Below are 24,274 nucleotides of genomic sequence, written 5' to 3' on the forward strand. Positions count from 1 at the left end.
TTATTTCTCCACTTCAAATATTTTTTTTGGATTATCAACTAACATTTTCATAATTGACTCTTCAGTAATCCCTGCTTCTCTCATCATAGGAATAAAATCTGTAAATAGGTATGTGTAACCTATTCCACCCTTATATTTCATATTTGATTTTCTAGTAATATCCATAGATAAAACAATAGAATCTATCATTTGATTTTCTTGTAAATTTAATAAAAAATTAATTTTTTCAGCATCTGGTACATAATTATTTTTTCCTATAGTATCAAACGCAACCCAAAATCCTTCATTTATTAAATATTTTATCTGTTCTAAATCTTGAGATAAATCTTGATGTCCTATTATTACTTTTTTAGGATTTACACCTCTTTTCTTAAATAGATTTGCCTGTTCCTTTGCCATTGTTCCTAGCGATGTATGCGTAGAAATAATAGTTCCCGTTTCCAAATGAGCCTTTATTGCAGCTTCAAATACTTTCATTTCCATCTCTTCAAACGAATCTTTACTAGTTCCAATTTCTCCAATAATTTTGGCTCTCGTATTTGTATTATCAATCCCTTCTTTTATTTCATTAATCATAAAATCTTTTAACTCATCTACAGATAAATCATAAACAAAATCCGGTAAAAATGGTTCTTTATAAAATCCTGTTGCTTGTAATATATTAATTTTTGACTTTTCAGAAACTTCGTTTACATATTTTACATTTCTTCCCATACCACAAGCTGTAACATCAATAATATTTCTTACCCCTAAATCGTATAGTTCCTTAAATTCTTCTATTGTTTCATCTTTACAATTTAAATTTGTATCATCTATATTCTTAATCCTAGATAAATCTATAGTTGTATGTTCATGAATTAAAGTTATTCCGTCTATTAGCATCATTGCTCCTTACTTAAATTACCTACTCTAATTGTTATTTATACTATGCTTGAGGTGGAATCCATATACCTAGTAACATCAATATATTTAACAATAAACCAAATAGAATTGCAGCTACTGGACCAACAGCTAAATCTACTATTGGTTTTTTTGATTTTTTATTTAATAAATAAAATCCAATCACAAATAGTGATCCAATATTTGCGGCCATACTATTAGCCGCACTTACACCTCCAACTAACAATGCAAGTTCTAAAACTCTACTCATAGATGTTCTTATATGTTCTCCCATTTCTCTTACACCGGGGAATCTATCCATACTTTTTGCGAAAATATTAATTAATAATATTTCTGCTACCATTACAGCTGAACCTGCTATAAACGCAAAAATAGGATTACCATTTAATAAAATACCTGTAACAAATACAAAAGTGGCTCCTGCTGGTCCATACACTCCTGTTACAATAGCTGTAGTAAACACTAATGGTAAAAATCCAATTGATCTTGCAAAAGCAGCCATTGCAGCATTAGTCATTTGACCTTTTGATAATAATGATAAGGATATTGGGTCTCCAGCAATAATTAATTGACTGGTTCCCATTGAAATTAAACCTCCTATTAAAGCTAATAACCACCAGTTATTTTGTATTTTTGAAACTTTATCAGCAAACATTGAGGTTAAATCTTGATTTTTTGTACTCATATCGGACTTCACTTGTATGGCAAAAATAATCATCATAATTGTGCCAACTAACATAGAAATTCCCTCTGCATTGAGTGTTACCTTTGCTTGACCTATTGTAAACACCCCAAATTTTTTAACTAAAAACCATACTAGAAAAGAAATCGTTCCAATTATCGCCCCCTTCTTAAAACCATGTTGATTTGCAACAGCAACTGCTGGGAAGATAGCAAAAGAAGCAACGACTGGAGCACTCACTTGACCTAGTTAACCTAAAAAATTAAATGGTAATTTTGCAAATAAATCTACAACAAATTGCAGACCTACTAGTATACCTAGACCATATAAGGCACCTACAACTAATGATCCTATCATACCTACTAAATCATCCTTAAAAAAAACTCCTATAATATCTGTAGTCAACAATATTGAGTGGATTAATATTATTGAAGCTGCAATTGATGTTGGTATACCAAAACCTATCACTAAACCAAAGCTTATAGCAAATGATGTAGCTGCTAACTCTTTTCTACTTAATTTTCCTTCAAAATATTGTGGTATAACCGGTCTAAATCCGTCATTAAATACAGCTATTCCTTTATTTGCGAGTAATGCCGCTAATGCACCTATCGCCATTATAATAATGTAATTCATATTTTCTCCTATTTATTTTTTAGTATTTCATTTATTAATACAGGCAAAACTTGCTCAATATGTTGAGCCGTGAATCCAAATGCTCGTTTTCCTTTTTTTACTTCATCAGAAATAAAAGAATCTGACTTAATTGATCCTGGCATAGAAATTGTGGAACAGTTATCATTTCCCAAAAGCGCAATAGCCATTGCTAAAGCTCCACCTCCTCCAGTATTACAAGCTCCTATGTAATAATCATATTCATTATTTTTTACAGCCATAGCTGCATCTAAGTCACTTTTAACATCCACTTTTACATCTGAATCAACTAATTTCAGAATTTCTTCATAAATTTTATCCTTATCTATTTGTCCACCAACTACAATTTTCATAATTTTATTTCCTTTCCAATAAGATATTTCCAAGATGTAGTACAAAATATTCTTCTTCATTTTTAGGTATATCCATACATAAATCACTTATAAGTCTTTTATTTAATTCTAAAGCTTGATTGTAAACATCAGATTCTTTTACTTGTCTATAGATGTCTTCATCAAATTTATCAATTATATTATTTTCTTTTACTCTCTTAAGAGCCATTGCAAGATGTGTCATGAATACATTTACTTTATCTTCATTGAAATCCTCCTTATAAAAATATTTTTTATAAATTAAACAACTTTTATTATAAATGTCTTTTGTGATTACTTCCGAGTTTAATAGTATTTTTAATCTTTTTTCTGTCATAATTATAGATTCTCCATTGAATATATTTTTTTTTGTATATTGCTATAAATGAATTATACTCCTTAAAATTTATTATGTCAACAAGAATTGTTTACGTTTTCATTTTATTATAAAATTAATTTGTTATATATTTTCTTTATTTTTATCTACCTGAATATTTGTTATCTTTAATTATTTTTTTTATAAACTATTAATAAATTCATTTTAATATTTAGCCTTCAAATTAAACAAAATAAATAGCAGAAAAGCTTTTAAGTATTATATAAAAGGGAGAAATGTCTAATCGACATTATTTAGGATTTCCTCCTTTTTATATTTTTATATATTTTATTGTATTGGTTTAATATTTATCGTTTTTATTTTAATAAATCTTCAAATATTATGTAATATTTTTCCATCTTCTTATATATTTTTCTCATTTCTCTAAAATATGTGGATTCCGACATAAATAGCCTTCTTGCTATTTGACTTGATGACAATTTATTTTTATATCTTAACTCCAATAAATCTCTTTCATTTTTACTTAATTGTAAGCAAAGTAAATCTATCATCAATATACTTTTTTTTAGCTTTTCTACATTCTCTTCAGTAAATTTAATTTTATGCACTTCATATTTTATTTCTTTTTCCAAAACAATTTCCGTTTCATAAATATTATAATATTTACTAAAGAGTCTCTTTATTTCATTTATTTTATTTATTTTCATTATTATTTCATCCTATATCCCCCTTTCATATACAATAAGAATACTATAATTTGAATATCTCTATGTAATAATATAAAATATATACGAGGTGAAAAATGAAGTATTCTAAGAGTCAGATAAATGCAATAAATCATAATACGGGTCCTGCCCTTGTTTTAGCTGTACCCGGTTCCGGTAAAACAACTGTTTTATTAGCTCGCATAAAGCAATTACTTGACAATGGTGTTCGTCCAGAGAGTATTTTATCCCTAACTTTTTCTAAAACTCAAGCTCTCGATATGGAAGTCAGATTTAGGGAAAAATATAATATAGATAATGTTCTATTTTTGACTATTCATTCTTTTGCTTATAAAATTATTCGATCGTTTTATCACAAAAATGTGAAATTAATCGAGACAAATGAAAAATATAATAAGTATAATATTGTCCGACAAATATATTTTCAATTTAACAAAAAATATATCAATGATGAACAACTTGAAAGTTTCTTTAGCGTTTCAGGATATCTTAAAAATACATTAATGGATTATGATGAGTACAAAAAAATGTACGGCTCAGTATTTTATAATTTTGAAAAAATATATTTTCAATATGAGCGATTTAAGAAAAATGCTAATTTAATTGATTTTGATGATATGCTCCTTATAGCTCTAGAGATATTACAAAATAATAGATCAGCATTATCATATTTACAAAGACGTTTTAAGTATATCCAAATTGATGAAGGTCAAGATACTTCATTTATACAACTAAAAATTCTTAATCTTGTAGCTAAACCTGAAAACAACTTATTTATTGTTGCAGATGATGATCAATCCATCTATGGATTTAGAGGAGCTAGTTCAAAAGAATTACTGAGTTTTAAGGATAATTATCCTGATGCTAGTTTGTACTATATGCAAGAGAATTATAGATTTACGAAATCTATTACTGATGTGGCAAATATATTAATTGATAATAATAAATTAAGATACAATAAATCAATAAAGTCCGTTAAGGAAAATGGTCCTATTGTCAGTTTTAACACGGTTAAAAATACAACTTCTCAAATTAATCATATTTTAGAAATGGTTAAATTAGATTTGAGTAGAGGTGAAAATGTTGCAATACTTTATAGAAATAATATTTCTGCTATTCCATTCATTAATAAAATTGAGGATATAGATTATTATCTAAAAGATGGTAAAATGGCTTTTTACTCTCATCAGATTATTCAGGATATTATTAATATCATTGAATTTGCAGTAGATCCTTATGATATTTTTTTATTTGAGAAAATTTATTATAAGCTAAATCTTTTTATAAAAAAAGATTTTATTCGGGAAATAAAGATGATGCCCGAAAGGCTTTCTGTAATTGAAAAGCTTGAAAACTGTGAAGGTGTAAATAATTTCTTTTTAGAAAAAATTTATCTTCTGGAATATCATATAAACAAAATTTCATCTATGGATTTTGAAAAATCCGTAAAATATATTTTTTATCGAATGGAGTATTACGAATATTTAAAAGAATTTTCAAGAAAAGGTTCTAATTCTATTATTTCTATAAATAGAATAATTGATACGATAATGAGTATATCCGAAGGAGTAAAAACCATTTTAGATTTTCAATCAAAAATAAATAAATTAATTCAAACTCAAAAAAAACATAGTTTTAAAAGTGAAAATTTAACTTTTTCTACCATACACGGTTCAAAGGGACTAGAATTTGATAATGTGTATATAATTGATTTGATTAATAAAGAGTTTCCTTCACAAGCCGGTAGCTTGTCTTTACAAGATGAATATTTAGAGGAAGAACGACGATTATTTTATGTTGGTATAACTCGTGCCAAACACAAATTAACTTTATTTTCTCCCAATAAATTACATACTTTAGATGTAGACAGGTCTATTTTTATAGATGAAATAATTAAAAATGTATAAAATTAATAAAAAGAGGTGAATATGAAATTTGATTTTACAACAATTATTGATAGAAAAGGAAAAGATTCTAAGTCCTATGATGGAATAGGCAATTCGGGAGCTCCAGATAAACCTAAAGATGGCTTTGAAACTATACCGATGTGGGTTTCTGATATGGATTTCGCAGTATCCCCTAGTATTCAAAAGTCATTAGAAGATAGAATTAGTCATCCGATTTATGGATATTTTAATATCCCTGATAAATTTTATGATTCAATTATATATTGGCATAAAGCAAGAAAAAATACTAATGATATAGAAAAAAAACATATCACTCATGATAATGAACTTTTAGGAGGACTAGTATCCGCATTGAAAACTCTTAATAAAAAAGGAGATTCGATATTATTGCATAGACCAACCTTTATTGGATTTATTGATATTTTATCATCTTTGGGATATGAAATAGTATTAAGTGATTTGGTTGCAGATCAAAACGGTATATATCGTATGGATTATGAAGATATGGACAAAAAAATAAAAGAACATAAAATTAAAACAACTATCATCTGTTCACCACACAATCCAATGGGACGTGTATGGGATAAAGATGAACTAGAAAAACTTTCCGATGTTTTAGAAAAAAATGAATGTAAAGCTATTAGTGATGAAATATGGTCAGATATTATGATAAATGGTACTGAACATATTCCGACTGCTAATGGATTTAAATACTTAAAACAAAATACGATAGGGCTTTTTTCTCCAAATAAGAGCTTTAATTTAGCTGGATTTAATATAGCTTATAGCATTATTTATAATCAAGAAATAAAAAAAGAGTATGAAAGAAATTCCTTAGATTCCTTCTATAACGCACCGAATATACTTTCAATGCACGCTCTATTTGGAGCATATTCAGAAGAGGGCTTAGAATGGAATCTTGAATTGAATAATGTATTATCAAAAAATATAAATTATGTATGTGACTATATTGAAAAACATTTTGACGGTGTGGAATACACCAGACCACAGGGTACTTATCTTGTATTTATGGACTGTAAAGAATGGTTAAAAAACAATCATAAAAACATGGATCAATTACTTAAATTGGGATATGATCATGGTATAGGTTGGTCTGATGGTCGACCATTTAATGCTCCACATGGGATAAGACTAAACTTAGGATTGCCATTTGAAAAAATAAAAGAAGCTGTTAAAAGAATGGATGAATTTGTATTTAACGCCTAGAAAAACGGATTGTTAGCTTTTTTGGGTCTGTAAATAATTTTGTGTATCAACCTATTTCCTGATATTAAAGGGTATGGGTTGATACATTTTTTGTATCAATAGATATTCATTTCTTAAGAAATGAAGGTTATGTAAATAGTTTTGTGTATCAGTCTAATACTGATTAAGATATATTTATATTTTTTGAAAAATTAATTCTGATCAGATATTTTATTTTTCAATTTGATTGTTACATAATATTTTAAATTTATCAAATTTAATTTTCCTAATAAAAAGCCTGATTAACTTCTAAATCAGAAATCTAACAGGCATAATTTTTTTTAAATAGTTGATTTGCTCTTTTCTGAACCGTTATATAATCATATCTTGCTTGTGCTAAACTTATTTTTCCTCATAATCATCAGAGGATTTTTTCTTTCTGTCTACAATCTTCGTAAATACAAAATACATAACACAAAAGAGTACAACACCCGTTAATAAGAAGTTGCTAAAAACCTTCAAGTAATCCAGCGTATTGTTTAACTCATACCACCCGCTAATGAGCAGGCATGGAAATACAGTCCCCAGCATGATTAGAAAGTGAACAATTGCCTGCTTTCTTATAGACCACTTTTCATATTCATATATGACTGATGTTGCAGCCAAAAAGGTGATAATTAATCCTACTATGAAGGTACTTCTCACTTGAAAGACGTCGATACCCTGGAACTTCATGACTATTGATAAAGTCGTCATGATTAGAAAGGGAATAATCCCTCGTATTATTGATTTCTTTAGTAGCATATTTTAAATTCCCCCCACAAACTATATATTGAAAGAAGCATAAAGAAAGATTGCTCCGAAAACCGCTTTACCAGGAAGAATAATATTATCCCATCCTTTTACACCGAACGCAAGTTCCGCAAGAAAACAAAGCACAGCACCAAAACTCATAAGGTGCAAAAAAATTAAATCACTAAAATATTTTTATTTTGTGCCTTTATTTTACTAATAATTATAACAAAAAAACTTGCTAAAATGCAAATATTTTTGGTTATGTAAATAGTTTTGTGTATCAGTCTAATACTGATTAAGATATATTTATATTTTTTGAAAAATTAATTCTGATCAGATATTTTATTTTTCAATTTGATTGTTACATAAAATTTTAAATTTATCAAATTTAATTTTCCTAATTTTAGGTATACAAAACTAAAGACACAGTCAAGGGCGAATTTTCGGCGAAGCGAACCCTTGACTTTGCCTTTTGTTTTGTTATTTTTTAACAAAGAAAATTAAATTCTACCTTCAAAATAAATAGATAATTGAGATATTATTAAATCCCAATGATTCATTCTACTTGTCCATTTATTTGATGCATCTACCATTGCTAAATACAGACTTTTAGCTAGTGCATAAGCATTTGTAAATATTGATTTATTTTTAGTTACTTTTCTTAACTGTCTATTAAAATTTTCTATTGAGTTTGTTGTATATATTAATCTTCTTATATCTTGCGGATACTTAAAATATGTTGAAAGTTCAGCCCAATTATTCTTCCAACTTTTTACACATCCAGGATATTTTTTTGCCCATTTTTCTTCAAAGTTTTCCAAATTTTGTAATGCTGTTTTCTCATTTTTTGCTTGGTATACCATTTTTAAGTCTTTCATTAAGTCTTTTAAATCTTTGTATGATACAAATTTTGTTGAATTTCTTATTTGATGAATTATACATTTTTGTATTTCTGTTTTTGGAAATACTGCTTCTATTGCTTGACTTATTCCTGGTAGATTGTCACTTGATATTATTAAAATATCTTCCAAACCTATATCTTTCATTTGATTTAGAACCATTAGCCAATATTTAGATGTTTCATTTTCTCCAATCCACATTCCTAATATTTCCTTAAACCCATTTATGTTATATCCTAAAGCTATGTATACAGCTTTTTTTACTATTGGTCCATTTTCTCTTACATGATAGTGTATTGCATCTATGAATACAAAAGGATAAACTTTATCTAAAGGTCTATTTTGCCACTCATCAATAGTTGGTAATATTTTATTTGTAATGCTGCTTACAAGTCCTGCTGATACTCCAAAACCATATATATCTTTAATGTGTGATGAAATATCTCTTGTTGTCATACCTTTAGAATACATTGATATTATTTGTGCTTCAATATTTGAAATATCTCTATTATATTTTTTTTAATATTTGTGGCTCAAAACTTGCATCTCTATCTCTTGGTATATTTATTTCTAGTTCTCCAATGCTGGATTTAACTGTTTTTTTACTACTTCCATTTCTTGTATTTATTGAAAGTTGTGTTTGTCCATATTCATAATCCAAATGTTCATCAAGTTCTGCTTTTAACATACTTTCTATCGTTTCTCCTAGCAAGTCTTTTAATGCTTCTTGTATATCTTGTGCATTTTTTATATCGTACGACTCTATTAATTGTTTTGCTAATCTACTTTTTGCTGTTTCTGGTCTTTTTCTTCCCATAAAAAAATCCTCCTGATTAAGTTTATATTACCTTAATCAGAAAGATTTTTATACACAAAATTTATTACAGTCTCGAAATGAATATCTATTGACACAAAAATGTATCAACCCATACCCTTTAATATCAGGAAATAGGTTGATACACAAAATTATTTACAGACCCACGGATATTGTTAACTTTTTTGTTAGTTAACAATCCGTTTTATTTTAACCTAATCCCAAAAAGATATAATATTCCAAACTTTTTCCCAGAATGTCATTTCTTTTTTCATAGGTACTTCTTGTACTTCTTTTTCTTTTACCAAAGCATCTGATACATATACAAATTGTACAAGTTTAATATTTTGATTTTTTTCATCAACAAATGATTTCAACTTGAAATTTTCTTTCTTAAAAGCCTTCATAGCTTCATCTATTTGTTTTTTTGCTTCCTCGCTCATACCACTTGTTTCTGACTCTAGTCTTGAAGTTCCCTCATTTAACTGAACTGCTCCATTTTTTAATTTATCAACTCCTTTATCAAATTGTGAAAAACCTGATACATAGGAATTCATTCCATTACTCAATCTATTTAATCCGTAATTTAATGATTTTTGACCATCATGTATTAGTGCATAGTTTGATACAAGTTGTTCTATACCATTTTCTAAACGATTAACTTGATCTAGTTTATTGAAATTTAATTGTGAAATTATTAAATTTAGAGCCTCTGTAAATTTTTCACTTCCATTTATAATTTCACCAATACCACTTTCTAAAACACTACCATTTAATGATAATTTTGAAAGTCCATCATCAATTTCCTCACTACCAGAAAGTAATTCCCTTGATATTGAGTTAATTAATTGATTGGTACCTTGTGTGTAGGAAACTAATCCGTCATGAAACTCTTTATAATTAAATCTAAATCCTGAAAGTCCCTTAAGTATTGTGTACACTTTATCTTTATCATACTCTTTTAATGCTTTCTTTAATGACTCTAATTTTCTTCTGATTTCTTCGTTTTTTCCAATAATTTGATATTTAAGTTTTTCTAACTTTTCTTTTGTATCCGCTGACTCTTCTATATTTTTTGCTATTTCTTCAATTTTATTTCTTACTAACAAAATCTTGTTCTGTATTTCTTTTATTTCTTTTAAGAGTTTTTTTACATCTTCATTTTCAACGTCTGTAATATTTAGCTTTTTAAGTATATTATCTATATCAGTTGCCTTAATTAATTTCTCCAACTCGACTAGTGCTTCTGCATTTTTCTTATTTATTTTAACTAATGCATCTAATAATTTATCTAAATCAATTTGATCCACATACTTCTCTGATTTATCCCAAAATTCAAGAGTGACATTAATAATCTTTTCTAAATTTTCTAAATCTTCAATATTGGTAAGCTCTTCAAGATCCAGTTTATCCAATATTTCAAGTCCATCATAAATTTGCTGTGAACCATTTACTAATTTCAATCCCCCTTCTTTTAAAGGTTGTGATTTTTCCGACATTTTTTTAATACCATTTGTAAGTTCTTTATGCCCTTCGCTAACTTTTGTTACACCATCTACATATTGATCTACACCTTTTGAATATTCTAATAGACCATCACTTAGTTGACTACTACCATCACGAAGTTGAACTAACCCCGTCTTTAGTGAACCTAGCCCGTTTCCCATCTCTTCTATTTTATTAACTAATTCTCTAATTCCTTGTGAATATTGATATAATCCTTTTTGAAACTTTAAGCTTCCTTCTGTTAATAGTAATTGTCCAGATGCTGATTGGTTTAAACCGGAATTTAACTCTTTAAGATGATTATATAAAATATGTGTGTTTTTATTTACTTCTTTAATGCCTAATGTTAAGTCGGTAGTTCCACTGTTTAATTTTGATATTCCTTCTTCAAGTATTTTTAAATTGTTTGTTAACTCTGATGTGTCTGGTAAATCAAAATTCATATTAAATGGTATAGCAGAAAAATTAAAAGGTTGCATTTCAAAATCTTTGCTTTCAGTCAATATTTCAAATTCTAATTCTTTTTCAGGAAGTATTGTATAGTTTAATATCTGAACACTACCTTGATATGCTATCGTTGCATTTTTGGCTTCTTTTACGATAACTTTATCGGAATCTAAATTTATAGCTAATTGTCCCAAGTAATATTCACTATATACGGGATTTGCTTTAGAGTTTTTACTTATTTTTCCTACTATTTTTATATTTCCTTTTTTACCAATAATTTCTTTTTCACTTTTTTTTTCGCCATTCAAATAATACTCTATCAAAATATTCCATGGAAGTTCTTTAGAAGGATTATCTCCTTGATAAAAAAACTTACCACTTTCTGCCTCTACTGTAATTCTATCTTTATCTTTATTTATTTTTTCTAAAGAAGTTAGATTCTTTACATTATCATATTTTCCATAGTCTTTTATTTTTTGTTTTTTTTCTAATTCAAACCCATTTACCACGTGAACACCTTTAATCTCTCCTGTTGGAGATGTTGAAACGTATACAACTTCTTCTTTTAATGTATTTAAGTCTTCATTTGCAAATGTTGAAATAATTGGTAAAAATATTAATATACTCGCTAAAATTGTAGAAATTATTTTATTTATTTTCATTTTTCCTCCTTTTTAAACTTCGTTAATAGAGTTGTCTTTTCTATGATTTTATCTAAGAAAAGGAGTAATATTGGCAACACTATAATTACCATCAATAAAGATAATAACGCCCCTCTAGCTAAAACTGTACCTAATTCACTAACTAGTGTAATTGATGAAATTATAGATAATATAATTCCTGCACTCATAAGAATAAGTGCTGGAGGTATTATTGAGCGATATACCTTCTCTCCCGATTTTATTACTGCTTCTTTTTTATTGTTCGTTTGTCTCAAAAACATATATTCATTTGTATAAAGTATCGCATAATCTACTGTAGCTCCCAATTGAATCGATGAAATTACAAGATATCCTATGAAACTCAATTTTGTATTTGTAAAATATGGTATCGACAAATTTATCCATATTGATATTTGAATTGCTAATACTAATATTATAGGAATAGATAGTGATTTAAAATTAAATAGTATTACTAATGCAACAGAAATTATTGCAAGTAAATTAACAAGGCTATTATCCTTTTTAATTATATTACTCATATCTTCTAAAACTACTGGCTCCCCTATTAATTCATAGTCATCATAATATTTCGAGACTGTATTTCTAATATAATTTATAAATTTAAATGCCTCATCACCTTCCGACTTACTTTTTGTATTTAATATTATCCTAGAATAATTTTTACTTAAGAGTGTTTTTATCTCCTCTTTTGGAGGAATTTCTGTTGGTATACTTGAATTTACCTGTTCAGTATAGGCTTGTACATTTCTAACAAGAGGATTAGTTTTTAACTCTTCAATTAGTTTTTTTTCTTTACCAATATCTCCTCTTTTAACTAAAATTACTATTTGTCGATTTTCTCCAAATATATTTTCAATGTATTTTTTATCTATTTGTTCCTTTGAGCCTTCTCTAAATTCATCCATTCCATAAGTGAAATCATTCTTTGCTTGTCCAATATAGAACAACGGAGCTAAAACTAGAACTATTACTATAATAACTCGAGATTTTAATACAAGTTTTGCGGCTCTTGTGAATTTGGGCAAGAAATCTCTATGAGTTGTTTTATCTAGCCATTTTCTAGTGATTTTCATTAATGCTGGCATTAAAAAAACAACGGATACAAGACTAAAAAATACTCCCTTAGCCAATACTAATCCTAAATCTTTACCTATACCAAATCTCATAGCAACAAGAACAATAAAACCAAATACTGTCGTAAGTGCTGAAGATACAACCGCTGACGATGATATTTTTATCGCCTTTGCAAGTGCTATATCATCATCTTCATAAAATTGTCTTTGATGTCTGTATTCATGTAGTAAAAATATCGCATAATCCAGTGATACCGATAATTGTAATATACTACTTACTGATTGTGTTATAAATGAGATTTTTCCTAAAAATATGTTTGTTCCCATATTTATAACTATCGCAATACCAATTGTTATAAGTAAAATTATTGGGTCCAGCCATGAGTTTGTTGCAAACAACAAAATTATTAGTGCAACTGGTAAAGAAAACATCGTAATAGTTGTTATTTCACTTGAAACTGCATCCTGTGATGAGGCTTCTGTAACTAATTCTCCTGTATAGGCTGTATCTGTAGGTAAAATTTCCTTGATTCTATTTAAGGATTTTTTAGCATTATCAGTTTTAACGGCAACTTGTATTAGTGAATTGTTATCCTTAAAAAATGTTTCTCGAATATCTTTATTTATTACTTCTAATGGTTTTGATGTGTTCTCTAAACAATCTAACCAAATTACTGTTTTTACATCTTCAAGTTTCTCTATTTCTCTCTTATATTTTAATGTTTCAGCGACTGTGGTATTTTTTAATACTACCCTTAAGTTTGGAATTGGTTCCTTGAACTCTTTAGACATCTTATCTATTGATTTCATAGAAACTGTATCTTTAGGCATATAGTCCGATAAAGTAAAGTTGACTTCCAGACCTAGAAAAAGTATTGCTGAAATAATTGTTAATATAGAAAAAAATATAATTACAAATTTATATTTCTTTACTATAAAATTAGATATTTTTTCCATTACCATCTTCCTCTATTTTGCTTTCTAGTTCAGCTAGTAAATCTCGTAAATATGGAATAATTAAACTAATATTAGCAGAATAAATTCTCTTTGTTCCATCTTCTTCAACTTTAACAAGATTTACCTGTTTTAAGAGCTTTAAATGATGAGATACTGCTGGCCTAGATAGTGAGGATAGTTCTGTAATTTCATTTACCATCATCGGCCCTTTTAATATTAAATCATTTAATATTTGCTGTCTTTTTTTTCTCTCAATGTTTCAAATAGTGGTATTCCATCTCTAAATAATTTTAATACTTTTGTCATTTGTTCTCCGTACTTAATATTTTTTTATGTTTAAACTCTTAAACCTTTAAAAATAATTATATCATATTTTTATCGATACACATAGATTAATTTACTTTTAAACGATTGAGTAGGAGCTAACATGTAGCCCCTCTCACACCACTGTACGTGCCGTTCGGCATACAGCGGTTTAATTCAAATAATAATCCAAACAACTTTGAAGTCCTCGCTTTGCGAGGATTTCTTTGTTTATGTGATGTAGTCCTGTGGTTTTGGCAACCGCTTGATAGTGGTCTCCAAATCCTACTGACTGTTTTGCCATCCACATCGGAACTCCTAACTTTCGAAGTCCCCATAGGCGTTTCCCACTCGTCTTCCACTGCTTCCATATGACTATTCTCATTCTTGTTCTAAGTCGTTCATCTATCTTTCTAAGGACCGTCTTCATATCTCCTAGTCTAAAATAGTTTATCCACCCTCTAATTACTTGGTTCAGTCTGTTGATTCTATAGGTCATTGGTACTGACCAACTCCTCTTTGTCAACTGTTTCAACTTTCTTTGAAACCTTCGGATTGATTCTTTGTGTGGTCTTGCTTTCCATCCTGCTTTGTCTTTCCAAAAACCATATCCTAAATATTTTAGTTTTATTGGTTTTGTAACTTTGGATTTTGTTGCATTTACTTTTAGTCCTAGTTTCTTTTCTATCCACTTTGTTACTGTTGCCATTACTCTGTTAGCTGCTGCGCTACTTCCTACGGCTATTATGCAGTCGTCTGCATATCTTACAAAGTGTAGTCCTCTTGCTTCTAGTTCTTTGTCTAATTCGTTTAGCATTATGTTACTTAGAAGGGGCGATAGATTTCCTCCTTGTGGTGTTCCCTTGGGTGTTTCTTCATAATTTCCTTTTATCATTACTCCCGCATTAAGATATTTCCTAATTAAGGATTCTGTGTTTGGGTCATTTATGAGGTTATGAACCAAGGTCATAAGTTTGTCTTGTGGGACGTTATCAAAGAATTTCTCTAGGTCTATGTCTACAATATAGCTGTATCCGTCGTTAAAGTATTCAAGAAGTTTCACTATCGCTTGTTGTGCTTTGCGATTTGGTCTAAAACCGTAACTTTTATCACTAAAGTGTGGTTCTGCTATTGGTGTTAGAACTTGTGCAATTGCTTGTTCTATTACTCTGTCTACTACTGTTGGTATTCCTAGATTGCGTACACCTCCATTTGGTTTTGGTATTTCTACCCTTCTGACCGGTTTTGGTTTATACTTTCTTCTTCGAATTTTGTCTCTAATTTCTACCCAGTTGTTTTTGAGATGTTGGTCTATTTCTTCGGTGGATATTCCATCTATTCCTCCTGCTCCTTTGTTTGCTTTCACTTTGTTTAATGCTGCAAACATGTTTTCTCTACTGAGTATTTGTTCTAGCAGTTCTGACATTTGGATTGTCTCCTTTCTTTGTTATGCTCTGTATCCTCTTACTCCTAACTCCTGTGAAAATTTTCCGCCGTTACGTCTTTGGTACGATTTTCTCGTCGGATATGGATACAGACTTTTGCAAGTCCATTTGACTTTGAATTATTCAGCCCTTCGCTCCACCTCTATTACAAAGGCTTCAATACTACTATGGCTTTTGCTGACTTCTCACTATTCGTTGTTACTACTTATTCGCTAGTGAGACCTCACGGGATAAGCCATCAATCTTTCCTTGTCTACCTGCCTAATCTACTTGCATGGTTTACGGTTGCCTTTTGGACTTCACGACTTTTGGTCCGCTTGTCCACCGTGCAAGCCTTAGTATTAGGTTTCTGTTCGTCAGGCTACAATTTTGCTATCCCTTCTTCTCGCCTGCATCTCACGGTGCAAACCTTGGGAATTACTGTGAGGTTCGTTGGCAACTACGCCCTTAGTGGACTTTCACCACAGATTGATGACATGCCCGTCATACCAAAAAAAAAACGATATTGATTTCAATACCGTTTTTCTCTTCTAAATATTATAATTATTTATTAACCGCTTCTTTTAGTGTTTTACCAGCTTTAAATACAGGTGCTTTAGATGCTGGAATATGAATTTTTTCCTCTGGGTTTCTTGGATTTCTACCTTCTCTAGCTTTTCTATCTCTAACTTCAAAAGTACCAAAACCTACTAATTGTACTTTATCCCCAGCTACTAATGTTTCTTCAACTGTTTCTAATAAAGCATCTAATGCTTTTGTAGAGTCAACTTTTGTTAATTGACTTTTTTCAGCAATTTTTGCAATTAATTCTGATTTGTTCATTGTTTTTTTCTCCTTATAATTTTCAGCTTTTTAACTGTAACATCATTATATCATATATACGTATTATTTCAAGAATTTTAGTAAAAAATCGTGTGTATTCTCTTATTAGTTGTTATTTTTTATTTCTTTTCCATCATAATCATATAATTTCACATCAGATGATTTAACTATTTCATTAATGCTATTTTCATATTTTTGATTTACTAATGCTTTTTTAACATCTTCTTTATGTTTTTCTAATCCAACGCCTGTTTCTGTAACAACAATTATGTGATAACCGTGCTTTGTCTTAACAGGATCAGAAACTTCATTCGCTTTTAACTTAAATGCAGCCTCTGCAAAGGTTTTATCAAATTTATCTTTTGTTACCTTTCCTAATACACCACCTTTGGCTTTTGCTGCTTTATCAGTAGAATGTTCATCTGATAATTTTTTGAAGTCTTCACCATCTTTTAATTTTTTTGATATTTCTTTTGCTTTTTCTTCATTTTCAACTAGAATATGTTTTGCATTTACATAATCATACTTATCTTTTTGTGATTCATAAGCTTGTTTTATTTCATCATCTGAAATTTTTGTTTCTTTCTCAAATAATTGTCTATGCTTTTGAGTCTTAACATTATTCGCCATATTTTCCTTAAATACTTCATCGCTTATGCCTAATAAGTTTAGGTATTTTTTGAAGTCATTTTCACTACCAATTGATTTCTTAAATTTATCGATTTCATCGTTAATTTCTTGTTCAGTTACTTTAACATTTTTATCTGCTAAAGCTTTATCTATAACAATATTTCTAATCATTAAGTCAGCTAAGTTACTACCTAATCTCTCTCTCATTGCAAGAACTCCTGAGTAAAAATCATAATATTTGAAAAATTGTTCATAAGAAACTTCTTTTCCATTTACTGAAAGATATTTTGTTTTTTTAGATCTTAAATCAGTTCTTTTAACTGGTTTTTCATCTTTTTTCTTTTCTTTTTCCTTTTCCTCTTTACTTGATTCTAAAGTTGGTCCCTGGTTATTATCTTCTTTATCTGAACCTTTGTTGCCACATGCTACTAAAAATAAAGAACATGCTACTATAATACTTAATAATTTAATTTTTTTCATTAAATTCTCCTTTGTTTATTTTTGTAATGATTTGTAATAATTCCATCAACTTGAATGTATACCTCTTATTACACGGAATATATATAACAGGATTTCCAATTAGGTTAAATTTCATCTCTCCCCTATATTCTGCCGAAAGAATTTTTAATTTTTCAAAATCAAAAATTTCAATATCACTATACGATAATTCTACATATCCATCTTTTTCAATTAAAGAATCCATATCATTTTCAATCATCATACTTTTGATATATGCTATATCAATAATATTTTGAACTGGTATTGGAATATCACCAAATCTATCGATCAACTCATCTATTATATCATAATGATTATCTTTTGTTTCAATTGATGATATTTTTTTGTATATATTAATTTTTTCATTTGAATCTTTAATATATGCACTTGGAATAAATACATCGAGATTTAAATCGATTTTTACATTAACATCTACTTTTTTCGCTTTTATACCTTTAATTTCATTTATTGTTTCTTTTAGCAACCGTATAAATAAATCATATCCTATAGATTCAATGTGTCCACTTTGGTTCTCCCCTAAAAGATTTCCTGCTCCCCTTAATTCTAAATCTCTCATAGCAACCTTATAACCAGATCCTAATTCATTAAAATCCTTAATGGCTTTCAATCTCTTTTCAGCAATTTCTGTCAAGACTTTATCCTTTTTATACGTAAAGTAAGCAAATGAATTTCTATCCAATCTACCAATTCTTCCTTTTAATTGATATAACTGCGACAAACCCATTCTATCCGCATTATAAATGATAATTGTGTTTACATTATGTATATCTATTCCTGTTTCAATAATTGTGGTTGAAAGTAAAATATCATACTTATTATTATTAAAATCCTCTAGTACATTTTCAAGTTCTCTAGTACTCATTTGACCATGCGCCAGTGCTATGCTAGCCTCGGGAACTAATTTCACTAATTTTTCATACATCCTATGAATACTCTTAACTCTGTTATAAACGAAATATATTTGACCACTTCTCGACATTTCCTTTAGAATAGCTTCTCTAATATAAACTGGATCGTACTCAATAACAAATGTATTTACTGGTAATCTGTTTTTTGGATACTCATCCAATATAGACATATCTCTAATTCCAGATAAAGACATTTGTAAAGTCCTTGGTATAGGTGTCGCAGACAGAGTTAGAACATCTATATCTTGAGTAAGTTCTTTTATTTTTTCCTTTTGTCTAACACCAAATCTTTGCTCTTCATCAACAATTAAAAGTCCTAAGTTGTTAAATTCAATGTCTTTTGCAATCAAAGAATGTGTACCCACTACGAAGTCTATTTTTCCACTTTTTAATCCTTCTATAGTCTTTTTCTTTTGTGCTGGTGTCTTAAACCTTGATAAATAGTCAATATTTATTGGAAAATTTTTAAATCTTTCTTTAATCGTTAAAAAATGTTGTTTCACTAAAATAGTTGTAGGAGCAATCATAACTGCTTGCTTACCATCCATTACCGATTTAAATGCTGCTCTTATTGCTACCTCAGTTTTTCCATATCCGACATCACCACAAAGTAATCTATCCATTACTTTATTAGATTCCATATCTTCTTTAATTTCTTTTATCGCTCTTAATTGTGCGTTTGTTTCCTGATATTTAAAATCATCTTCAAATTCACGTTGCCATACAGTATCCTTCGAAAAACTGTGCCCCTCTATTTGTGATCTTTTAGCATATAACTCTACCAAATCATCAGCTATTTCTTCAATTTCTTTTTTAGCTTTATGCTTAGCTTTTTTCCATTCACTCCCACCAAGCTTTGATAATTGTGGTTTTTTATCGGCATTACCCACAAATTTAGATATCATATCCATATCACTAGTTGGTACAAAAAGTTTTCCACCATCTCTATACTGAATTTCAATATAATCACTTTTTATATTGTTCAATTCAATATTTTTTATTCCTAAATATTTTCCTATACCATGGTTATTATGAACAAGTAAATCTCCATATTCTAAATCAGAATAATTTATTATATCTTTATTTTTAACAATCTTAGATTTCTTTTTATGAACTTTTTTAAATATTTGAGAATAACTAATAAAGTTTAATCTATCTTCATAATAGTCAAAACCTTTATCGAGGTATTTTGTGACTATGCTTACTATTTTTAATTTGTCGAAATCATTATCAATTATTTCAGAATCAATTTTCTCTTCAATAAGCCTTTTCTTAAATGCTTTTGCATTTTCTATATCTTCGATAAAAATATTATAACTATATCCTTGTTCAACATTAAATTTAAGATCTAAAATGAAATCATTAAATTTCCCAAAGTAAGATTGAGTTTCTCTTATCTTAAACTCTATAATTTTATTCGGCTTAAAGGTTTTCATAGTCTTTAATAATGGGGTGAAATTAATTTTTTGAAAATTTTTTATTTTTGATATCATTTCACTTAATTTAAAAAAAATATTTTCGTGACTATTCAAAAGCTGTCCATTTTCAAATCTATCGATTATCTCTTGAAGTCTTAAATCTTCAAATGTTTTATAAACATTTTCAATATTGTTAAAATCATCAAAAATAATTAAAGAATCATTTCTCATATAATCAAAAATTAATTCTTTACGGTCATTTAAATACGGAGTCAGCAAATCTATATTTTCTACTTTGTTATCTAGAATTAGTTCTTCTTTTAGTCTTTCAAATTTTTTTGATATTTTTTTATAATTTTCTACGGATATTTTGGAACTAGAAAACTCTAAATCATCATCAATTCTTTTTATTATTTCTTTAATATCTTTTTTCTCTACAAAGTCCTCTATATTAGGATAAATCAATATTTGCTTTATACTTTCAACAGACATTTGTGTATTAACATCAAATTTTCTTATAGAATCTACATCCTCATCAAATAACTCGATTCTAGTAGGATTATCTTGATGAACTTGATAGATATCTATAATGTCTCCCCTAATCGCAAATTCACCTTTTGATTCAATAATATTTCGCCTTTGGTATCCCATTTCACTAATTTCTTTGATAAAATCAGCTAAATTTATTTTAGAATTAATAGATATTTCTATTTTTTTTGATTTCAATTTTTCTAAATTCATTAATTTTCTAGAAATGGCCGATAAAGACGTGATTATTACACTATTTTTATTTTCGGCTAAAGAAATGAGCGTCTTTATTCGATGTGTTTTATTTGTATAATCAAAATCTTCTATTAAATGATAATTGCTTTGTAAGGCTGGAAAATAGTTTATATTTATATCAAGATTTTCTAATTTTTCGTACAATTCTAATGCTTTCCTATCATTTTCAAGCAAGACAAACACAGGTCTATCTAATTTATTGAATATACTATAAATTAAATGACCTGTAGCTTCTTCTATTATTCCATAGGCATATATAGTTTTAAAGTTTTGATTTATTGAATCAAAAAGTTTTTTATGTGAATTAATTTTCATTTTATACCACTTCTAAAGGATTGATCCTATTCATTGAAAAATCAACACCCGATTCTATAATATGAATAACTGCATCTTTTGCAATTTCTATTTCTTTATCTATGATTTTTCTCTCTTTATCAGTAAATTTTGACATTACAAAATCTGCTAAATCCATGTAATCTGGTTTTTTTCCGACTGCAATTTTAACTCTCGGAAAATTATTGTCGCCTTCAAGTCTTTGAATAATAGATTTTAATCCATTATGCGTCCCTGCAGATCCATTTTTTTTCAATTTAACAGTACCAAACTTAATATCTATATCATCCACTAAAACAATTAAATTTTGAGTATCTATTCCATAATAATTCATAAATTGGTAAACACAATCGCCCGAAATATTCATGAATGTTTGTGGTTTCACTAAAATTATTTTTTTATTGTTAAATCTAGTTTCTACATATATTCCACTAAATTTTGCCTTATTAAGTTCTACTCCAAAATATTTTGCAAGAACATCGATAGTGTCAAAACCTACATTGTGACGAGTTTTTTCATATCGTCTACCTGGATTTCCTAAGCCTACTACTAAATACATTATTTCCAGTCCTTCATAATATCTGAAACAGATGTATAATTTGTAATACTCTTAATTGTTTCTGCTAATAAAGGTGCCATTGAAAGAACTTTAATCTTATCTATTCTATTTTCTTCTGGTTGTTCTATAGTGTCTGTGATTATACATTCCGTAACACCGGAATTTTTAATTCTTTCAATTGCTGGTCCTGAAAACACACCATGTGTAGCAGCTATATATACCTCTGTAGCACCTTCTTTTAATAAAGTATCTGCTGCATTAGTAATTGTACCAGCTGTATCTATTATATCATCTATAATAATACATGATTTACCCTTAAATTCTCCGATTACATTCAATATTTCTGATTCATTTGGCCTAGGTCTTGATTTTTCAATTATAGCAATAGGTAATTTTAATACGTCTGCAAGTTTTCTTGCTCTTGTCACACCTCCTAAATCAGGTGACACTACCACCCAATTTTTATCTCCACTTTTTTCAATTACATTTCTTAAATATTCTGCGATTACCGGTCTAGCAGTTAAATGGTCTAAAGGAACGTCAAAGAAACCTTGTATAGCAGCGGCATGTAAGTCGATAGCTACAACTCTATCAGCTCCTGCTTTTTCAATTAAATCTGAAACTAATTTTGCTGTAATAGGCTCTCTTCCTGAAGATTTTCTTTCTTGTCTAGCATAACCATAATATGGTACCACTAAATTTATTATATGAGCCGATGCCCTTTTTAATGCATCGATAATTATTAAAGCTTCCATAAGGTTTTCATTTGCTGGTTTTGAAGTTGGTTGAATTAAAAATATATCTCTACCTCTAACAGTTTCATTAACTTTAATTGCAATTTCCCCATCTGCAAATTTATTAATAGAAATATCTGCAAGATCCATATCTAAAATTTCACTAATATCTTCTGCTAACTTTCTATTTGATGTACCACTAATTAACTTTACCTCGTTAAATGAACTTTTCATTTCTCCTCCAGAAATTATTTGCTAAATTTTTTATCGTAATAACCTTCAATTGTCTTTTCATCTAATCTTTCAATAACCAAAGAACCTTCTTTTACGTCATTTGTTATAGTGGATCCCGCAGCTAAAAAGGATTTATTTTCTATTTTTATAGGTGCCACAATATTTACATTAGAACCTATAAATGAATCGTCTCCAACAATCGCTCTAAATTTATTTTGTCCATCATAATTTGCAAATATTACACCACATGATACATTTATTCTCTCTCCTAAATCAGCATCTCCTATATATGCTAAATGTCCTGCTTTTGTATTTTTACCAATTGTTGAATTTTTCACTTCTACAAAATTGCCAATGTGTACATTTTTCTTCAGATGTGATTTCTTTCTTAATCGAGAGAATGGTCCTATATCTGAGCCATCTTCCATTATTGCTCCTTCAATAAATGATGATTCTATTTTTACATCATTTCCAATTTTCGAATCAATAATTTTTGAATTCATACCAATATAGCAATTTTCACCTATTTCTGTATCACCTATAATTTTTACATTTGATTCAATATATGTATCAATTCCTATTTTCACATCTTTTTGAATGGTTATAGTTTCTGGATTTTCCATTATAACTCCACTGTTCATAAATGATTCGTTTATTCTTTTTCTCATTAATTTTTCTACTTCAGATAGCTGAATTTTTGTATTTATACCGTTTATTTCATTACTATCTTCTACTATATATGATGAAATATTGGAATTTTCATTCCTTAAAATTTCCATAGCATCTGTAAGATACATCTCACCTTGTGAGTTATTGGTGTCTAATTTACTCAACGCAAATTTTAATTTATCACCCTTAAACATAAAAATACCAGAGTTGATTTCATTTACTAATAATTCATCATCATTACAATCCTTATGTTCGACAATCTTAATAAGCTTTCCAACTTCATCAGTTATAATTCTACCATATCCAAAAGGATTCTCAAGTTTTGCTGATAGTACGGTAGCATCGTTTCTCTTTTTATTATGATACTCTATTAATCCAGATATTGTTTCACTTCTAATCAATGGTACATCGCCTACTATAACTAATATATTATCATCATCTCCAATATATTCTTTTGCTAATTTTATCGCATATCCTGTCCCATAAGGAATATCTTTTCCAATCTCTTGTTTAACTGTAGTGATATCATTACCAAATTCTTTTTCTACTTCTTTTTGATTTTCACCAACTATAACAATAACTTCTTCAATACTTGCATCTTTAGAAGCATCGATTATATATGAAAGTATAGTTTTATTGCATATTTTATGTAAAACCTTTGAAATCCTGGACTTCATCCTCGTTCCTTCTCCGGCAGCTAATATTATAACTTTATTCATTATAACCCCTTATCATATCTCTTTGTACACAAATTCACACAATGAATTTTATATTGATATAAATTTTATATACTTAATTTTCATCTAAATTATACGATATACTATACTATAATTGCAAGGATAATAAAATAAACCTAATCGCTATAATTTTTTCTATTTAACTGTCAAACTTTCTTTTTGATAAAATCTTACAAATATTCTAGAAATATTTATAATCATTTAAAAAATAGTATACATTGTAT

At 28.5% G+C, this 24,274-nt stretch carries 16 protein-coding genes and 3 pseudogenes; 2 read left to right on the forward strand and 17 right to left on the reverse strand.

Annotated elements, in window-relative coordinates:
- The 5 genes and pseudogenes from AC4KN9_RS05085 to AC4KN9_RS05105 all read right to left on the reverse strand — a co-directional run bounded on the left by AC4KN9_RS05085 (position 1) and on the right by AC4KN9_RS05105 (position 3,651).
- A complete protein-coding gene (locus tag AC4KN9_RS05085) occupies positions 1 to 882 on the reverse strand; it encodes a phosphotriesterase family protein (RefSeq protein WP_491017548.1) in 882 nt (293 codons plus the stop codon).
- 43 nt (positions 883 to 925) lie between these two features.
- A pseudogene (locus AC4KN9_RS05090) lies at positions 926 to 2,218 on the reverse strand (YhfT family protein).
- Between the two features lie 8 nt (positions 2,219 to 2,226).
- Positions 2,227 to 2,589: a DUF2620 domain-containing protein gene (locus AC4KN9_RS05095; protein ID WP_491017549.1), complete on the reverse strand. Its 363-nt coding sequence runs from the start codon at positions 2,587 to 2,589 to the stop codon at positions 2,227 to 2,229.
- Between the two features lie 4 nt (positions 2,590 to 2,593).
- Positions 2,594 to 2,944, reverse strand: a complete 351-nt coding sequence (locus AC4KN9_RS05100; protein WP_491017550.1) for a PRD domain-containing protein — start codon at positions 2,942 to 2,944, stop codon at positions 2,594 to 2,596.
- A gap of 356 nt (positions 2,945 to 3,300) precedes the next feature.
- The gene (locus AC4KN9_RS05105; RefSeq protein WP_491017551.1) at positions 3,301 to 3,651 is read right to left on the reverse strand and encodes a DUF722 domain-containing protein; all 351 of its coding nucleotides are present in this window, start codon (positions 3,649 to 3,651) and stop codon (positions 3,301 to 3,303) included.
- A 95-nt stretch (positions 3,652 to 3,746) separates the two neighbouring features.
- Between AC4KN9_RS05105 and AC4KN9_RS05110 the strand changes: the two genes are divergently transcribed.
- Positions 3,747 to 5,576 carry an ATP-dependent helicase gene (locus AC4KN9_RS05110; RefSeq protein ID WP_491017552.1) on the forward strand — a complete coding sequence of 610 codons (1,830 nt, stop codon included), beginning with the start codon at positions 3,747 to 3,749 and terminating at the stop codon, positions 5,574 to 5,576.
- Between the two features lie 21 nt (positions 5,577 to 5,597).
- On the forward strand, positions 5,598 to 6,803 hold the full coding sequence (locus AC4KN9_RS05115) for a MalY/PatB family protein (protein WP_491017553.1): 1,206 nt from the start codon (positions 5,598 to 5,600) through the stop codon (positions 6,801 to 6,803).
- A 381-nt stretch (positions 6,804 to 7,184) separates the two neighbouring features.
- Here AC4KN9_RS05115 and AC4KN9_RS05120 read toward each other — a convergent pair whose 3' ends face one another.
- The 12 genes and pseudogenes from AC4KN9_RS05120 to glmU form a co-directional block, all read right to left on the reverse strand.
- Positions 7,185 to 7,586: a DUF3021 family protein gene (locus AC4KN9_RS05120; protein WP_491017554.1), complete on the reverse strand. Its 402-nt coding sequence runs from the start codon at positions 7,584 to 7,586 to the stop codon at positions 7,185 to 7,187.
- Between the two features lie 491 nt (positions 7,587 to 8,077).
- Positions 8,078 to 9,293, reverse strand: a pseudogene (locus AC4KN9_RS05125) (IS256 family transposase).
- A gap of 212 nt (positions 9,294 to 9,505) precedes the next feature.
- Positions 9,506 to 11,905, reverse strand: coding sequence for a hypothetical protein (locus AC4KN9_RS05130; RefSeq protein WP_491017555.1), 2,400 nt, complete (start codon positions 11,903 to 11,905; stop codon positions 9,506 to 9,508).
- Positions 11,902 to 13,956, reverse strand: a complete 2,055-nt coding sequence (locus AC4KN9_RS05135; RefSeq protein WP_491017556.1) for an efflux RND transporter permease subunit — start codon at positions 13,954 to 13,956, stop codon at positions 11,902 to 11,904. Before AC4KN9_RS05135 ends, AC4KN9_RS05130 begins: the two co-directional genes overlap by 4 nt.
- Positions 13,940 to 14,212, reverse strand: a complete 273-nt coding sequence (locus AC4KN9_RS05140) for an ArsR/SmtB family transcription factor (protein WP_491017948.1) — start codon at positions 14,210 to 14,212, stop codon at positions 13,940 to 13,942. Before AC4KN9_RS05140 ends, AC4KN9_RS05135 begins: the two co-directional genes overlap by 17 nt.
- 219 nt (positions 14,213 to 14,431) lie before the next feature.
- Complete coding sequence (ltrA, locus tag AC4KN9_RS05145) at positions 14,432 to 15,685, reverse strand: group II intron reverse transcriptase/maturase (protein WP_491017113.1); 1,254 nt, start codon at positions 15,683 to 15,685, stop codon at positions 14,432 to 14,434.
- 562 nt (positions 15,686 to 16,247) lie between these two features.
- Positions 16,248 to 16,529, reverse strand: a pseudogene (locus AC4KN9_RS05150) (HU family DNA-binding protein); the annotation flags it as partial.
- 102 nt (positions 16,530 to 16,631) lie between these two features.
- On the reverse strand, positions 16,632 to 17,636 hold the full coding sequence (locus tag AC4KN9_RS05155; protein WP_491017557.1) for a peptidylprolyl isomerase: 1,005 nt from the start codon (positions 17,634 to 17,636) through the stop codon (positions 16,632 to 16,634).
- On the reverse strand, positions 17,623 to 21,099 hold the full coding sequence (gene mfd / locus AC4KN9_RS05160) for a transcription-repair coupling factor (RefSeq protein WP_491017558.1): 3,477 nt from the start codon (positions 21,097 to 21,099) through the stop codon (positions 17,623 to 17,625). Before mfd ends, AC4KN9_RS05155 begins: the two co-directional genes overlap by 14 nt.
- A gap of 1 nt (position 21,100) precedes the next feature.
- The gene (pth, locus tag AC4KN9_RS05165) at positions 21,101 to 21,676 is read right to left on the reverse strand and encodes an aminoacyl-tRNA hydrolase (protein ID WP_491017559.1); all 576 of its coding nucleotides are present in this window, start codon (positions 21,674 to 21,676) and stop codon (positions 21,101 to 21,103) included.
- Entirely contained in the window at positions 21,676 to 22,644 is a 969-nt protein-coding gene (locus tag AC4KN9_RS05170) for a ribose-phosphate diphosphokinase (protein ID WP_491017560.1), read from the reverse strand. The genes pth and AC4KN9_RS05170 overlap by 1 nt, the downstream gene beginning before the upstream one ends.
- Before the next feature lie 14 nt (positions 22,645 to 22,658).
- Positions 22,659 to 24,032 carry a bifunctional UDP-N-acetylglucosamine diphosphorylase/glucosamine-1-phosphate N-acetyltransferase GlmU gene (glmU, locus tag AC4KN9_RS05175; protein ID WP_491017561.1) on the reverse strand — a complete coding sequence of 458 codons (1,374 nt, stop codon included), beginning with the start codon at positions 24,030 to 24,032 and terminating at the stop codon, positions 22,659 to 22,661.
- Positions 24,033 to 24,274 lie beyond the last annotated feature (242 nt).

The organism is Helcococcus sp. SA-HE-C1, assembly GCF_985670335.1.